Raw genomic sequence first — 15,991 nt, 5'->3', positions numbered from 1 at the left:
GCGGGGGCCTGGGGTTCGCCATGACAGACGGTTTTCCGGTTTGCCTGCCCTCGCGCGTCATAAGGGTACCGGCGGGATTTTCCTCATACCGCGAGGGATCGACGCGCAAGCCCCCCAAACCACAAGGCACCGGCCCCTATGTCCAAAAAGTCACGCTCGAAACTCTGGTTCCTGGTTCACAGCTGGCTGGCCCTGCCCATCTGGTTCTTCGTGCTGATCGTCTGCTTCACCGGCACCCTGGCAGTGGTCAGCCAAGAGCTGGTGTGGCTGGCCAAACCGGAGATACGCGCGGCGAAGCCGAGCGATGATGCGCCACTGCTGACTTACGACCAGGTGCTCAAGGCCCTGCGTGAAGCCCGCCCCGATCTGGATGTGCAATACATCATGCGCCCGGACGAGTCGCACTTCGCGCTGCAGGTGCAGGTGGTGCAACCGGACAACACCACCCAGAACCTCTACGTGAACCCCTATACAGGCAAGATCCAGGGCATCAGCCCTTCCTTCGACTTCCGCCAGTTCACTCGCGCCTTGCATGGCTGGTGGCTGGTACCTTTCGGCAACGGCTACCCGTGGGGGTGGTACCTGGTCTCGCTGCTGGGCTTGCCGATGCTTGCCTCGCTGGTCACCGGCCTGGTCGTCTACAAGCGCTTCTGGAAAGGCTTTCTGAAACCTACCCTGCGCTTTCGCCAAGGTGCGCGCATCTTCTGGGGTGACTTCCATCGCCTGAGCGGTATCTGGTCGATCTGGTTCATTGCCGTGATCGCGATCACCGGCACCTGGTTCCTGATCCAGGCGTTGCTGGCCGACAACCACATCTCGATCTCAAGCCGCGACGTCCCCGCCGTGGTGGCCCGCGAGGACGTACCGCTGCTGCAGGCTGGCGAAGCGCCCCGGCTGGTCAGCCTGGAGCATGCCATCGAAACGGTGAAGGCGCAGATCCCCGGCTTCGAGGCATCCTTCGTGCGCCTGCCCGGCAATGCCTATGACACCTTCAACATCCGTGGCCGCGGCTGGTACCCGCTGATGTTCCAGAGCGCCAGCATCAACCCGTACACAGGCGTGGTCGCCACCTCGCACACCCTGGATGATCGCACGTCGCTGGAGTTCGTCACCGAATCCATGCGCCCGTTGCACACAGGCGACTTCGGCGGACTGTGGGTCAAGATGATCTGGTTCGTTTTTGGCCTGGTGCTGACCTTGATGGTGCTCAGCGGCCTGTTGATCTGGAGCAAGCGCACCGCACAGGCCACTGCAGCCGCACTGAAACGCAAGCCGCGCAGCGCACCAACGGCCAACGCCGCGCAAGACGCCCACCTGCCGGAGACCGCCCGATGAGCCGAGCCACCACCACCGACGCACCTTCGGCCTCACGCCGCCTGTGGCTGAAATGGCGCTTTCACCTGAACATCCTGCTGATACTCATCCCCTTGGGGTTCATGCCCAGGTATTTTGCCGACCAGGCGTTGTTCAAAGGTGAAGCCGGGCTGGGTGAGCGTGAGGCGGGTGTGGTCGCAGTGGGCCCATGGAGCCTGCGCCTGGCCGAATTCCGTGCGTCGGCGCCCCGCCAGGAAGGCCCGGCCGGGTATTTCAAGAGTTTCAGTGCGGCGCTGTGCAACCACTGTATCGGCGAAGTGAAGGCCACCTACCTGCGGGTGGGTAAGCCACGCAGCCTGCGCGCGGCCGGGAGCATCTTCTTCGGTTCACCCTACAGCATGGGCGCTTCCGTCCCGGTTCCGGCCAAGACCCGACCCAACGCTGAATTGTGGATCACCATGGAAGGCTGGGATGGCAGCGTGCACCAGGCTTCGATTCCCCTCAGCCAGGCCTCGCCGGCGACAGTTGCCTGGCTGCAGGCGCAGGTTGGCAGCCGCTAGACAACCCGGCGGCGCCCCCCTGATCGGGTCAAGCGTTGCCAGCGGCGCTTTCCTTGCCCGCGTCCGTGGGGGCGCTTTCAGTGGGCGTGAAGACCATCACTTCCAGTACATCGGAATGGAACTCACGGCGGTACAGGATCAATACCACGCCCACACTCACCACCATGAATAACCAAGGGCTGATGAACCAGGTCAGCATGGCCATGCCGAAGTAATACGAGCGCAGGCCGAAGTTGAACTGGTTGGCGGCCAGTGACAGCACCCGCGCCGCGCGGGAGGCGAACGCCTTGCGCTCCAGCTCATTGACCAGCCGTTCGCCGATCATCGGCGCCGACCCCACCAGCACGGCGGCAAAGTTGTATTGGCGCATGCACCAGCTGAACGTGAAGAAGGCATAGACAAATACCATGGCCAGGCACAGCAGCTTGATCTCCGACATGCCCTGGGATGTTTGCTGAACCAGCGGCAGGTCGGCCAGCAACGACAGTGCCCGGTCGGAGGCACCGAGCACGGTGAGGATGCCAGCCAGAATGATCAGGGTGCTGGAGGCAAAGAACGAAGCGTTGCGCTCCAGGTTACCGATCACGCTGGCATCAGCGATGCGGTTGTCGCGCAGCAGCATGCGGCGCATCCAGTCTTCGCGGTACAAGTGCAGCACACTGGCCAGGCACGCGGTGTCGCGCCCCTTCCAGATCGCATAGCGGGTATAGCCACCCCAGCACAGGGCGAACCAGGCGATGGCCAGCAGGTTGTTGAGGTTGCTTTGGATGAAGTTCATGCAGGGTTACCGAAAGGGCCATGTGCCTAAAGGATAGGGACCGGATTTCGACGCTGGCAAGCGGCAAAAGGCACACCTGCACACTGAAAAATGCATTACCTGCTGCGAAGCGGCCGAAACAGGCAAACAGCAAAAAGCCCCGCATCCTTTCGGAGACGGGGCTCTCTTGTTTTCACCCTTGGCGGGCACCCTTCGGCTTGTGGCCGGTGCCGCCCTCAGGCTTCGACTTGTCCGGTCAGGCCAGCGCCTCGCGCGGCTTGCCGAGCATGCGGTCGCAGGCCACGGCACCCACCAGGGTCACCACCGAAGGTACCAGCCAGGCCATGCCGGCATCACTCAATGGCAGGTGCGCCATGAAGTCTGGCAACACGTGGGCAAGGCTGCTGCCCTTGATCGCATCGACCATGCCGAACAACAGCGATACCAGCATCACCGGTGCCAGGATGCGCGTTGGCGAGTTCCACAGGTCTTTCACGAAGCTCAGGCCAACCACCACGATGCACGGCGGATAGATGGCGGTGAGCACCGGGATCGAGAACATGATCAGCTTGGTCAGGCCAAGGTTGGAAATCAGCAGCGAGAAGCCGGCGAGGATCACCACCAGCGCGCGGTACGACAGCGGCAGGATCTGGCTGAAGTACTCGGCGCAGGCACAGGTCAGGCCAACCGCGGTCACCAGGCAGGCCAGCGCGATCAGCACGGCCAGGAAGCCGCTGCCCAGGGAGCCGAAGGTGTGCTGTACGTAGGCATGCAGCACCGCCGCACCGTTGGTGGCGTCCGCCGCGATGTCGTGGCTGGTGGCACCCAGGCGGAACAGGCTGATGTAAACCAGGGCCAGCCCGACACCGGCGATCAGGCCGGCGATGATGGCGTAGCGGGTAATCAGCCTCGGCGACTCGACACCGCGCGAGCGAATGGCATTGACAATGACGATACCGAACACCAGGGCACCCAGGGTATCCATGGTCAGGTAGCCATCGGAGAAGCCCTTGGAGAACGCAGCGGCGGCATAGGCAGGCTGTGCGTCACCGATGGTACCGGCGGGCAAGGCGAAGGCAGCGATGCCCAGTACGGCCAGGGCAATGATCTTCAACGGTGCCAGGAAGCGGCCCACGGTGTCGAGCAACTTGCCAGGGTACATGGACACGGCCAGCACGACGATGAAGTACACCAGGCTGTAGATGAACAGCGCCAGCGGGCTTTCACCGGTCAGCGGTGCAACGCCCACTTCGAACGACACGGTCGCGGTACGCGGGGTGGCGAACAGTGGGCCTACCGACAGGTAGCACACAGCAGCCAGCAAGCCACCGAAGAACTTGCCGATCGGGCTGCTCAGGGCATCCATGCCGCCACCGACCTTGGCCAGGGCGACCACGGTGATGACCGGCAGGCCGACGGCAGTCACCAGGAAGCCCAGTGCAGCCATCCATACATGCGGGCCAGACTGCAGGCCGACGATAGGCGGGAAGATGATATTGCCTGCACCCACGAAAAGCGCAAACGTCATAAAGCCAAGCGCCAGGATATCCTGGCCTTTGAGAACTTTCATTTAAGGTAGTACCACACTGCTGAAATCGGGATTCGAGAGGGGATTTCCCTTTGGGTAAGGGGAAATGCTGCCCGGCTTGATAGGCCAGACCCGTTTAGCGTGTCGTTCCCTTTTGGGGTACGGGCACAGAGTGAACGCGTAATGTAACTGTTTTGTCAGTCAAACGCACTGGCACAGTGCTGCTTGTCCGATGTGCGTACATGTTTGTCGTCTGCGCGACCGAGGACAGCAGGCATTATCCTCGGATTGAAACATTCGTCTGCGTGAAAATTCCTATTAAACCTGTCGAAGAATCTCTATCGCCAGCACCGTCCTCTTCGCTCCTACGAACCCCACATACGACAAAGGCCACCCGAAGGTGGCCTCTGTGCGCGTGGGGGGTGTAGCAGTATTACTTCTTGGCTTCCCAGCCAGTCAGCTCGGCCAGGGCCTTGCCGATGTCAGCCAGCGAACGCACGGTTTTCACACCCGCGTCCTGCAGGGCGGCGAACTTCTCGTCCGCAGTACCCTTGCCACCGGAGATGATGGCGCCAGCGTGGCCCATGCGCTTGCCCGCAGGTGCGGTAACACCGGCGATGTAGGAAACGACAGGCTTGGTCACGTGGGCCTTGATGTAGGCCGCGGCTTCTTCTTCAGCCGAACCGCCGATCTCACCGATCATCACGATCGCTTCGGTCTTCGGGTCTTCCTGGAACAGCTTCAGGATGTCGATGAAGTTGGAGCCCGGGATCGGGTCACCGCCGATGCCGACGCAGGTCGACTGGCCGAAGCCGGCGTCGGTGGTCTGCTTCACAGCTTCGTAGGTCAGGGTGCCGGAACGCGAAACGATACCGACCTTGCCTGGCAAGTGGATGTGGCCTGGCATGATGCCGATCTTGCACTCGCCCGGGGTGATGACACCTGGGCAGTTAGGGCCGATCAGGGTCACGCCCAGCTCGTCGCACTTGACCTTGGCATCCAGCATGTCCAGGGTAGGAATGCCTTCGGTGATGCAGACGATCAGCTTGATGCCGCCAAAGGCAGCTTCCAGGATCGAGTCTTTGCAGAACGGAGCGGGTACGTAGATGACCGAAGCGTCAGCGCCGGTAGCTTCCACGGCTTCCTTGACGGTGTTGAACACCGGCAGGCCCAGGTGGGTGGTGCCACCCTTGCCTGGGGTTACGCCGCCGACCATCTTGGTGCCGTAGGCAATGGCCTGTTCGGAGTGGAAAGTACCCTGCGAGCCGGTGAAGCCCTGGCAGATGACTTTGGTATCTTTATTGATCAGGACGCTCATTACTTGCCCTCCGCAGCTTTGACAACTTGTTGAGCAGCGTCGGTCAGGCTGGTTGCCGCAATGATGTTCAAACCGCTTTCTGCCAGTACTTTAGCGCCCAGTTCGGCGTTGTTGCCTTCGAGGCGAACGACGACCGGAACTTTAACGCCGACTTCTTTCACTGCACCAATGATGCCTTCGGCAATCATGTCGCAGCGAACGATGCCGCCGAAGATGTTGACCAGAACGGCCGCGACATTGCTGTCGGACAGAATGATCTTGAACGCTTCGGTAACGCGCTCTTTGGTAGCACCACCGCCAACGTCGAGGAAGTTGGCCGGCTTGCCGCCGTGCAGGTTGACGATGTCCATGGTACCCATGGCCAGGCCGGCACCGTTGACCATGCAGCCGATGTTGCCTTCAAGGGCAACGTAGTTCAGTTCGAACTTGGCAGCGTGGGCTTCACGGGCGTCGTCCTGCGACGGGTCGTGGAAGGTTTTCAGCTTCGGCTGACGGTACATGGCGTTGGCGTCGATGTTGATCTTGGCATCGAGGCAGTGCAGGTCGCCATCGGCCTTGATCACCAGCGGGTTCACTTCCAGCAGCGCCAGGTCATGATCCTTGAACAGCTTGGCCAGGCCAACGAAGATCTTGGCAAACTGTTGAACTTGCTTGCCTTCCAGGCCCAGCTGGAAAGCCAGCTCGCGACCCTGGAACGGCTGAGCGCCGACCAGTGGGTCGATGGTGGCCTTGAGGATTTTCTCAGGCGTTTCGTGAGCGACTTTCTCGATGTCCACGCCACCTTCGGTGGAAGCCATGAACACGATACGGCGGCTCGAACGATCGACTACAGCGCCCAGGTACAGCTCTTTGGCGATGTCAGTGCAGGATTCGACCAGAATCTTGGAGACGGGTTGACCGTTGGCATCGGTCTGGTAGGTAACCAGATTCTTGCCCAACCACTGTGCAGCGAACGCCTTGGCGTCTTCCTTGCTGCGAACCAGCTTTACGCCGCCCGCTTTACCGCGACCACCCGCGTGAACCTGGGCTTTTACAACCCACTCGTTCCCGCCGATCTTGTCGCAGGCTTCTGCAGCTTGCTCAGGGGTGTCGACTGCGAAACCCTTGGAAACTGGCAGGCCGTATTCAGCGAACAGCTGCTTACCCTGATACTCGTGAAGATTCATGCTTTTTACCGTCTTCGTTAGGTACTGCGCTTCGGCGCTGCGCCATCAGTGGCGCCGCACCACCTGTGACCGTTGACCCCGGGTTTCCCGTGTGATCCGGTCCGGCGGACTTTCCGCGGTGAGTCATGCACGCAAGACTCACGACGGGCAGCCCGCCGTGGTTTCTTATAATTAACGCTTCTTACGGTTGGCCACGTGAATGGCGCCGCCATTCACCGCCAGCGCTGCTTCATGCAACGCTTCGGACAGGGTTGGATGGCTGAAGACCATCATGCCCAGATCCTCGGCACTGGTGCCGAATTCCATTGCGATTGCGCCCTGCTGCACCAGTTCGGCAGCCGATGGGCCAATCACGTGAACACCCAGAACGCGGTCGGTCTTGGCATCGGCGATGACCTTGACGAAACCACCGGTGTCGTTGGCAGCCATCGCACGGCCGCTGGCCGCGAACGGGAAGGTGCCCACGTTAACCTCAACGCCCTCGGCCTTCAAGGCCTGTTCGGTCTTGCCGACCCACGCGATTTCCGGGTGGGTGTAGATGACCGATGGGATCAGGTCGTAGTTCATCTGGGCCTTGTGGCCCTTGATGCGCTCAACGACCATGATGCCCTCTTCCGAAGCCTTGTGGGCCAGCATCATGCCGCGTACCACGTCACCGATGGCGTACACGCCAGGAACGCTGGTGGCGCAGTAATCGTCGACGAAGATGTAGCCACGCTCGTCGATGGTCACGCCGCTGTCGGCAGCCAGCAGATCGGTAGTCACCGGGCGACGGCCGACGGCAACAATCAGCTTGTCGAAGGTGATCTTCTGCTCGCCTTCGGCGTTGGTGTAGGTCACTTCTACTTCATTGCCGTTGACTTTCGAGCCGGTGACGCGAGCGCCCAGCTTGATGTCCAGGCCTTGCTTGGTCAGGGTCTTCTGGGCTTCTTTCGACACGGCGGTGTCGGCAGCCATCAGGAAGGTGTCCAGGGCTTCCAGGACGGTCACTTCAGCACCCAGGCGAGCCCATACCGAGCCCAGCTCCAGGCCGATCACGCCTGCACCGATAACGCCCAGGCGCTTCGGTACGGCCTGGAATTCCAGGGCGCCGGTGGAGTCGACGATGACGTTCTGGTCGACCGGGGCCGGCGGAATGTCGATCGGGCGCGAGCCGGAAGCCAGGATCACGTTCTCGGCTTCGATGACTTCGGTGGTGCCGTCAGCTTTGGTGACTTCGACTTTCTTGCCGGCCAGCAGCTTGCCGTGGCCCTGGATCGAAGTGACGCCGTTGGCCTTGAACAGGGTGGCAACGCCACCGGTCAGGTTCTTGACGATGCCGGCCTTGCGGCCAACCATCGCGGCCACGTCCATCTTCACTTCGCCAGTGGAGATACCGTGGACGTTGAAGCTCTCTTTGGCTTCCTTGTATTTCCAGGAGCTGTCCAGCAGCGCCTTGGAAGGAATGCAACCTACGTTCAGGCAGGTGCCGCCCAGGGCCAGCTTGCCCTCGGCGTCGGTGTACTTCTCGATACAGGCAGTCTTCAGACCAAGTTGTGCGGCCTTGATGGCAGCTACATAGCCGCCTGGGCCTGCACCGATTACCACTACGTCGAATTTCTGGGTCATAAAAGATTCCTTATCAGCTACAAGCTACAAGCCGCGAACCGCGCGGCATGGCTTCTCGCGAAGCCAGGCCCGGCACGGTACGCAGCCAGAGGGTTAGATGTCCAGCAGCAGGCGGGACGGATCTTCCAGCAGGTTCTTGATAGTGACCAGGAAGGTTACCGCTTCCTTGCCGTCGATCAGGCGGTGATCGTACGACAGCGCCAGGTACATCATCGGGCGAATCACGACCTGGCCATTGATGGCCATCGGGCGCTGGATGATGTTGTGCATGCCGAGAATGGCGGCCTGCGGCGGGTTGACGATCGGGGTCGACATCATCGAACCGAAGGTGCCACCGTTGGTGATGGTGAAGGTACCACCGGTCATCTCTTCGATGGACAGTTTGCCGTCACGGGCCTTCTTGCCGAAGGTAGCGATGCCGTTCTCGATTTCAGCCAGGCTCATCGACTCGGCGTTACGCAGCACCGGCACCACCAGGCCACGGTCGCTGGACACGGCAACACCGACGTCGGCGAAGCCGTGATAGACGATGTCGTTGCCGTCGATCGAGGCGTTGACAGCCGGGAAGCGTTTCAGCGCTTCGGTGGCAGCCTTGACGAAGAACGACATGAAGCCCAGGCGCACGCCATTGTGGGTCTTCTCGAACAGGTCCTTGTACTTCGAACGCAGGGCCATGACTTCGGTCATGTCCACTTCGTTGAAGGTGGTCAGCATTGCCATGTTCGACTGGGCTTCGACCAGACGCTCGGCGATCTTGGCACGCAGGCGGGTCATCGGCACGCGCTTCTCGGTACGGTCGCCAGCGGCGACGACAACCGGGGCAGCGGCAGCAGCGGCAGGCTTGGCAGCCGGTGCAGCGGCAGGAGCCGACTTCTTGTTGGCAACAGCAGCAACCACGTCTTCCTTGGTGACGCGACCGCCTTTACCGGTGCCTGCCACGGTAGCCAGGTCGATGCCGTTTTCTTCAGCCAGCTTGCGCGCAGCCGGGGCAGCGATCGGGTCATCTTCGCCGGCGTCAGCGCTGGCAGCGGCCGGAGCAGCTGCAGGTGCGGCGGCCGCGGCAGGCGCGGCGGCAGCACCGCCTTCAACGATCGAACCCAGCAATTCGTCGGACAGGACGGTGTCGCCCTCGCCCTTGACGATGTCGCCCAGCACGCCATCGGCAGTCGCCAGTACTTCCAGGACAACCTTGTCAGTCTCGATGTCGACGATCAGCTCGTCACGCTTGACGGCTTCGCCCGGCTTCTTGTGCCAGGTGGCAACGGTGCCATCGGCAACCGATTCCGGGAAGGTTGGGGCTTTGATCTCGATAGCCATTATCTGTGTTTCCTTAAATTCGGTTTCAGGTGCGCGAAGGCGTTAGACAGTGAAGGCGTCTTGCAGCAGTTTTTCCTGCTGTTCGGCGTGCTTCGAAGCGTAACCACAGGCTGGCGCGGCAGAAGCGTCGCGACCGGCGTATTCCAGGACCAGTGCCTTGTTGTGGCGGCCCAGGATACGGCGCATGTGGTGCTGGCTGCTGTACCAGGCACCCTGGTTCATCGGCTCTTCCTGACACCAGACCGCATGCTTGAGGTTGGTGTAAGGGGCGAGGATTTCGACCAGATCGTCCTCAGGGAACGGATACAGCTGCTCGATACGCAGGATGGCGATGTCTTCGCGGCCTTCGGCACGGCGTTTTTCCAGCAGGTCGTAGTAGACCTTGCCGCTGCACAGCACCAGACGCTCGACCTTGGCCGGATCGATTGCGTCGATTTCCGGGATCACGGTCTGGAACGAGCCTTCTGCCAGGTCTTCCAGGGTCGAGATGGCCAGCTTGTGGCGCAGCAGCGACTTCGGCGTCAGGACGACCAGCGGCTTGCGCAGCGGGCGAATGACCTGGCGACGCAGCAGGTGGTAAATCTGTGCCGGCGTCGTCGGTACGCAGACCTGGATGTTGTGCTCGGCGCACAGCTGCAGGTAACGCTCCAGACGCGCGGAGGAGTGCTCCGGCCCCTGCCCTTCATAGCCGTGTGGCAGCAGCATGGTCAGGCCACACAGGCGGCCCCACTTGTGCTCACCACTGGTGATGAACTGGTCGATCACCACTTGCGCACCGTTGGCGAAGTCGCCGAACTGGGCTTCCCAGATCACCAGCGCGTTCGGCATGGTGGTGGAGTAGCCGTATTCGAAGGCCAGTACCGCCTCCTCGGACAGGAACGAATCGTACAGATCGAAACGTGGCTGGCCAGGGAACAGGTTCTGCAGCGGAATGTAGGTGCTGGCGTCCTTCTGGTTGTGCAGCACCGCGTGACGGTGCGAGAAGGTGCCACGGCCGATGTCCTGGCCGGTCATGCGAATCGGGTGACCTTCGAACTGCAGGGTGGCGTAAGCCATGGTCTCTGCATAACCCCAGTTGATCGGCAAGCCACCGGCCTGCATCTTCTGACGGTCTTCGTAGATCTTCGACACCTGACGCTGGACCACGAAACCTTCCGGCAGCTCGAGCAGCTTGGCCGACAGATCCTGCAGGGTCTTGAGGTCGAAACGGGTGTCGTGACGCGCGGTCCAGGCATGGCCCAGGTACGGACGCCAGTCGACGAACAGCTCGCGGTTCGGCTCCTTGACCAGGCTTTTCACCACGTGCAGGCCATTGTCCAGCGCGTTGCGGTACTCGTCGATCTTGGCCTGAGCGCGCTCGGCGTCGATGCGACCGGCCTGGATCAGCTGCTCGGCATACAGCTCACGGGTAGTGCGCTGCTTGCTGATTTGCTGGTACATCAGCGGCTGGGTGCCGTTCGGCTCGTCAGCCTCGTTGTGACCACGGCGACGGTAGCAGACCAGGTCGATGACCACGTCACGCTTGAACTGCATGCGGTAGTCGATGGCCAGCTGGGTGACGAACAGCACGGCTTCCGGGTCATCGCCGTTCACGTGCAGGATCGGTGCCTGGATCATCTTGGCAACGTCGGTCGCGTACTCGGTGGAGCGCGCATCCAGTGGGTTGCTGATGGTGAAACCAACCTGGTTGTTGATCACGATGTGCACGGTACCGCCGGTCTTGAAACCGCGGGTCTGCGACATCTGGAAGGTTTCCATGACCACGCCCTGGCCAGCGAACGCAGCGTCGCCGTGGATCGAGATCGGCAGCACCTTGTCGCCAACGGTGTCGTTGCGGCGGTCCTGACGGGCGCGCACCGAACCCTCGACCACCGGCGAAACGATTTCCAGGTGGGACGGGTTGAACGCCATGGCCAGGTGCACTTCGCCACCCGGGGTCATCACGTTCGAGGAGAAGCCCTGGTGATACTTCACGTCACCGGAGCCCAGCTCGTTCATCTTCTTGCCTTCGAACTCGTCGAACAGCTCGCGCGGGTTCTTGCCGAAGGTGTTCACCAGCACGTTCAGGCGGCCACGGTGGGCCATGCCGATCACGACCTCCTTGGCGCCGTAAGAGCCGGAACGCTGGATCATTTCATCCAGCATCGGAATCAGGCTCTCGCCGCCTTCAAGGCCGAAACGCTTGGTGCCCGGGTACTTGGTGCCCAGGTACTTTTCCAGGCCCTCACCGGCGGTCACGCGCTCGAGCAGGTGGGCCTGCACGTCAGCGGAAAACTCCGGACGGCCGCGCACGCTTTCCAGGCGCTGCTGGAACCAGCTGCGCTGCTCGGAATCGACGATGTGGGTGAATTCGGCGCCAATGGTGCGACAATATGTCTTCTGGAGTGCATCGAAGATGTCGCGTAGGCTCGCCTCCTCTTTGCCGATGAACAGGTCGCCGGCACGGAAGGTCGTATCAAGATCGGCATTGGTCAAGCCGTAGTGATTGATCGACAGGTCTACGGGCGCAGGGCGCTGCCACAACCCCAACGGGTCGAGCTTGGCAGCCTGATGGCCGCGCATACGATAGGCCTGGATCAGTCGCAGAACTTCAACCTGCTTCTTCTCGTGTTCACTGCTCACGCTCCCGGCGGAAACCGGTTGGGCGCGGCGCTGGTTCTTTGCCAGCAGTACGAAATGGTCGCGGATTGTCGAGTGCGATACATCAGTAGCGGTGCTGCCGTCGGCTGGCAACTTCTGGAAGTAAGTGCGCCACTCTTCTGGCACAGCGTTAGGGTCGTGCAGGTAGAGCTCGTAGAGCTCTTCCACATATGCAGCGTTACCACCTGAAAGGTGGGCGCTATCCCACATGCGCTGCATCACGCTTTCTTGCATGCTTGGTCACCCTCGATTAGGGGACTGATCGGCGAGAGCCACAGCAAACCTGGAAAAGTCCGAAAACAGCGACTGAACCACGCCACTTGGATCCTGCTGATTTTCCGGGTACCAGCCCGGAAAGCCCCTGCTGGTCTCATATCTTCATAGGTAATGAACGCGGGCTTTGTGGGCCCTTGTTCGGGTTTTACCTCAGTGCGGGCTCACCACCCGCACCTCGGCTTACTGCAGGTACAACGCTTTGTATCAGGTGCCGCTTTGCAGCAGCATGTTACGTACGTGACCGATTGCCTTGGTCGGGTTCAGACCTTTCGGGCAAACGTTTACGCAGTTCATGATCCCGCGGCAGCGGAATACGCTGAACGGGTCATCCAGGGACGCCAGGCGCTCCTGAGTCTTGGTATCGCGGCTGTCGGCAAGGAAGCGGTAGGCTTGCAGCAAGGCTGCCGGGCCCAGGAACTTGTCCGGGTTCCACCAGAACGACGGGCAGGAAGTCGAGCAGCACGCGCACAGGATGCACTCGTACAGGCCGTCCAGCTTGTCACGGTCTTCCGGCGACTGCAGGCGCTCGATGGCCGGGGCCGGGGTGTCGTTCTGCAGGAACGGCTTCACCTTCTCGTACTGCTTGTAGAAGATGCTCATATCGACCACCAGGTCACGAATGACCGGCAGGCCTGGCAGAGGACGCAGAACCAGCTTGCCGCCCTTCACCACCGCCGACAGCGGGGTGATGCAGGCCAGGCCGTTCTTGCCGTTCATGTTCATGCCGTCGGAACCGCAAACGCCTTCACGGCAGGAGCGACGGTACGAGAAACCCTCGTCCTTTTCCTTGATCAGTGCCAATACATCCAGCACCATCAGGTCCTTGCCGCCGGTATCGACGTCGAACGACTCCATTTTTGGCGCCGAGTCGGTGTCCGGGTTGTAACGATAAACTTCGACTTTCAACATAGCAGCCACCCTTAGTAAGTCCGGACTTTTGGTTCGAAGGCTGGAACAGTCTTCGGCGCAAAGTTGACGCCGCGCTTGGCAACGCGCTTCTCACCCGGGTAGTACAGGGTGTGGCACAGCCAGTTTTCGTCGTCACGGTCTTCGAAGTCTTCACGGGCGTGAGCGCCGCGGGACTCTTTACGGGCTTCCGCCGCGATGGCGGTAGCTTCGGCAACTTCCAGCAGGTTCTGCAGCTCCAGCGCTTCGATACGCGCGGTGTTGAAGGCCTGGGACTTGTCGTTGATCTTGACGTTGGCGATACGGTCACGCAGACCGGCCAGTTGCTCGATACCCTTCTGCATGTATTCGCCAGTACGGAATACACCGAAGTAGTTCTGCATGCAGCTCTGCAGCTCGCGCTTCAGGCTGGCAACGTCTTCACCGCTGGTACGCTCGTTGAGCTTGTTCAGGCGGTTCAGGGCAACATCGACGTCGGTGTCGCTGGCGTCGCGGTATTCCACGCCTTCGCTCAGCGCCTTCTCCAGGTGCAGGCCGGCAGCACGGCCGAACACCACCAGGTCGAGCAGCGAGTTGCCGCCCAGGCGGTTGGCACCGTGAACCGATACGCACGCCACTTCACCTACGGCGAACAGGCCCGGGATGATGTGATCCTGACCGTCGGCGTCCATGGTGATGGCCTGGCCATGAATGTTGGTGGCAACGCCGCCCATCATGTAGTGGCAGGTTGGAACCACCGGCACCGGCGCGACCACAGGGTCGACGTGGGCGAAGGTCTTGGACAGTTCGCAGATACCTGGCAGGCGGCTGTGCAGCACTTCCTCGCCCAGGTGGTCCAGCTTCAGCAGTACGTGGTCCTTGTTCGGGCCCACGCCATTGCCGGCGATGATTTCCTTGACCATGGAACGGGCAACCACGTCGCGGCCGGCCAGGTCTTTCGCGTTCGGCGCGTAACGCTCCATGAAGCGCTCGCCGTGGGCGTTGATCAGGTAGCCACCTTCACCACGGCAACCTTCGGTGACCAGTACACCGGCGCCGGCGATACCGGTCGGGTGGAACTGCCACATTTCAATGTCCTGCACCGGCACGCCTGCACGCAGGGCCATGCCGATACCGTCACCGGTATTGATCAGGGCGTTGGTGGTGGACGCGTAGATACGGCCTGCACCGCCAGTGGCCAGTACGGTGGCCTTGGACTTGATGTACAGGGTTTCGCCGGTTTCGATGCAGATGGCGATCACACCCACGAATGCGCCGTCCTGGTTCTTCACCAGGTCAACTGCGTAGTACTCGTTGAGGAACGTGGTGCCCGCTTTCAGGTTGCCCTGGTACAGGGTGTGCAGCAGCGCGTGACCGGTACGGTCCGAAGCGGCACAGGTACGGGCGGCCTGGCCACCTTTACCGAAGTCCTTGGACTGACCACCGAACGGGCGCTGATAGATGCGGCCGGTTTCGGTGCGCGAGAACGGCAGACCCATGTGGTCCAGTTCGAAGACCGCAGCCGGGCCTTCCTGACACATGTACTCGATAGCGTCCTGGTCACCGATGTAGTCGGAACCCTTGACGGTATCGTACATGTGCCAGCGCCAGTCGTCGTTCGGGTCGGCCGAAGCGATGGCGCAGGTGATGCCGCCCTGGGCGGATACGGTGTGCGAACGGGTCGGGAAGACCTTGGTGACTACGGCAGTCTTGTGGCCGCCTTGAGCCAGTTGCAGCGCTGCGCGCATGCCGGCGCCGCCGCCACCGATGATGATGGCGTCGAAGGAAATGGTTGGAATGCTAGCCATGGATCAGATACCCCAGAGAATCTGCACACCCCAGACGAAGTAAGCGAACATCGCAACGCCGCATACCGCCTGGAACAGGAAACGAATCGCAGTTGCCGACTTGCCGAACGACATAGGCGTCAGGTAGTCGGTTGCAATGGTCCACATGCCAACCCAGGCGTGAGCGCCCAGGGCAACGAGGGCCAGCAGACTGAAGATCCGCATCGCGTTGTTGGAGAACAGACCATGCCACTGGGTGTAGTCGATGCCTGGGTGGGCGACCACGTAGCCGATCAGGAAGAGGAAGTAAGCCGCGAGAACGACCGCAGAAACGCGCTGCGCCATCCAGTCATAGAGGCCCGAACGCGACAGGTTCGTGACATTGGTTACCATACCCAAACTCCCACCAGAACGATCAGCACCACGGAGATGACGATCACGATTTTCGAGCCCAGCTTGCCGCCTTCCAGCGTCTCACCGATACCCATGTCCATGATCAGGTGACGAACACCTGCCACGAGGTGATAAAGCAGGGCGGACAGCAGACCCCAGGTCACGAACTTGGCCAGCGGGCTGGTCAGACACGCCTTCACCTCACCGAAGCCTTCCTCGGAACCCAGCGACTTGCCCAGTGCATAAAGCATGATGGCAAGGCCGATGAACAGGATGACGCCGGAGATACGGTGCAGGATGGACGTGTACGCAGTGACGGGGAGCTTGATGGTCCTTAGGTCTAGGTTTACAGGTCGTTGGCTTTTCACGGCTTTTTTCACACTGAAGAGCCCCTAGCGAATCAGGGCAAAGTTGTTGGTAAGTGTACTGGTCAGGTACCCAC

The 15,991-nt window shown here is 61.2% G+C and carries 13 protein-coding genes; 2 read left to right on the top strand and 11 right to left on the bottom strand.

The annotated features are described in order from the left end of the window. The first annotated feature begins 138 nt into the window (after positions 1 to 138). Together LMH93_RS08465 and LMH93_RS08460 are read left to right on the top strand one after the other, a co-directional pair. Complete coding sequence (locus LMH93_RS08465) at positions 139 to 1,335, top strand: PepSY-associated TM helix domain-containing protein (protein ID WP_003254197.1); 1,197 nt, start codon at positions 139 to 141, stop codon at positions 1,333 to 1,335. Further along, entirely contained in the window at positions 1,332 to 1,874 is a 543-nt protein-coding gene (locus LMH93_RS08460; RefSeq protein WP_004573639.1) for a hypothetical protein, read from the top strand. Before LMH93_RS08465 ends, LMH93_RS08460 begins: the two co-directional genes overlap by 4 nt. 28 nt (positions 1,875 to 1,902) lie before the next feature. On the opposite strand, the gene LMH93_RS08455 is transcribed toward LMH93_RS08460, so the two are convergent. From LMH93_RS08455 to sdhC, 11 genes are all read right to left on the bottom strand, one after another. Further along, the gene (locus LMH93_RS08455; RefSeq protein WP_003254200.1) at positions 1,903 to 2,652 is read right to left on the bottom strand and encodes a DUF599 domain-containing protein; all 750 of its coding nucleotides are present in this window, start codon (positions 2,650 to 2,652) and stop codon (positions 1,903 to 1,905) included. A 235-nt stretch (positions 2,653 to 2,887) separates the two neighbouring features. Further along, positions 2,888 to 4,201 (bottom strand): branched-chain amino acid transport system II carrier protein, encoded by a 1,314-nt coding sequence (brnQ, locus tag LMH93_RS08450; RefSeq protein ID WP_003254201.1) that lies wholly within the window; start codon positions 4,199 to 4,201, stop codon positions 2,888 to 2,890. 391 nt (positions 4,202 to 4,592) lie between these two features. After that, on the bottom strand, positions 4,593 to 5,477 hold the full coding sequence (gene sucD / locus LMH93_RS08445) for a succinate--CoA ligase subunit alpha (RefSeq protein ID WP_003254203.1): 885 nt from the start codon (positions 5,475 to 5,477) through the stop codon (positions 4,593 to 4,595). Continuing rightward, positions 5,477 to 6,643: an ADP-forming succinate--CoA ligase subunit beta gene (sucC, locus tag LMH93_RS08440; RefSeq protein ID WP_003254205.1), complete on the bottom strand. Its 1,167-nt coding sequence runs from the start codon at positions 6,641 to 6,643 to the stop codon at positions 5,477 to 5,479. The genes sucD and sucC overlap by 1 nt, the downstream gene beginning before the upstream one ends. Before the next feature lie 171 nt (positions 6,644 to 6,814). After that, a complete protein-coding gene (lpdA, locus tag LMH93_RS08435; RefSeq protein ID WP_003254207.1) occupies positions 6,815 to 8,251 on the bottom strand; it encodes a dihydrolipoyl dehydrogenase in 1,437 nt (478 codons plus the stop codon). Positions 8,252 to 8,344: 93 nt separating this feature from the next. Further along, positions 8,345 to 9,568 carry a 2-oxoglutarate dehydrogenase complex dihydrolipoyllysine-residue succinyltransferase gene (gene odhB / locus LMH93_RS08430; protein ID WP_003254209.1) on the bottom strand — a complete coding sequence of 408 codons (1,224 nt, stop codon included), beginning with the start codon at positions 9,566 to 9,568 and terminating at the stop codon, positions 8,345 to 8,347. A gap of 42 nt (positions 9,569 to 9,610) precedes the next feature. Next, a complete protein-coding gene (locus LMH93_RS08425; protein ID WP_003254210.1) occupies positions 9,611 to 12,442 on the bottom strand; it encodes a 2-oxoglutarate dehydrogenase E1 component in 2,832 nt (943 codons plus the stop codon). A 246-nt stretch (positions 12,443 to 12,688) separates the two neighbouring features. Beyond that, positions 12,689 to 13,393 carry a succinate dehydrogenase iron-sulfur subunit gene (locus LMH93_RS08420; RefSeq protein WP_003254212.1) on the bottom strand — a complete coding sequence of 235 codons (705 nt, stop codon included), beginning with the start codon at positions 13,391 to 13,393 and terminating at the stop codon, positions 12,689 to 12,691. Between the two features lie 11 nt (positions 13,394 to 13,404). Then, positions 13,405 to 15,177 (bottom strand): succinate dehydrogenase flavoprotein subunit, encoded by a 1,773-nt coding sequence (gene sdhA, locus LMH93_RS08415; RefSeq protein WP_003254213.1) that lies wholly within the window; start codon positions 15,175 to 15,177, stop codon positions 13,405 to 13,407. Positions 15,178 to 15,180: 3 nt separating this feature from the next. Next, positions 15,181 to 15,549 (bottom strand): succinate dehydrogenase, hydrophobic membrane anchor protein, encoded by a 369-nt coding sequence (gene sdhD / locus LMH93_RS08410; RefSeq protein WP_003254214.1) that lies wholly within the window; start codon positions 15,547 to 15,549, stop codon positions 15,181 to 15,183. Then, entirely contained in the window at positions 15,543 to 15,929 is a 387-nt protein-coding gene (gene sdhC / locus LMH93_RS08405) for a succinate dehydrogenase, cytochrome b556 subunit (RefSeq protein ID WP_008091902.1), read from the bottom strand. The genes sdhD and sdhC overlap by 7 nt, the downstream gene beginning before the upstream one ends. Between the last annotated feature and the right edge of the window lie 62 nt (positions 15,930 to 15,991).

Source organism: Pseudomonas sp. CIP-10, assembly GCF_020911845.1.
Classification (GTDB): domain Bacteria; phylum Pseudomonadota; class Gammaproteobacteria; order Pseudomonadales; family Pseudomonadaceae; genus Aquipseudomonas; species Aquipseudomonas alloputida.
The sequence above is the reverse complement of the archived record's forward strand: the minus strand, read 5'-3'. Positions and strand labels throughout refer to the sequence as shown.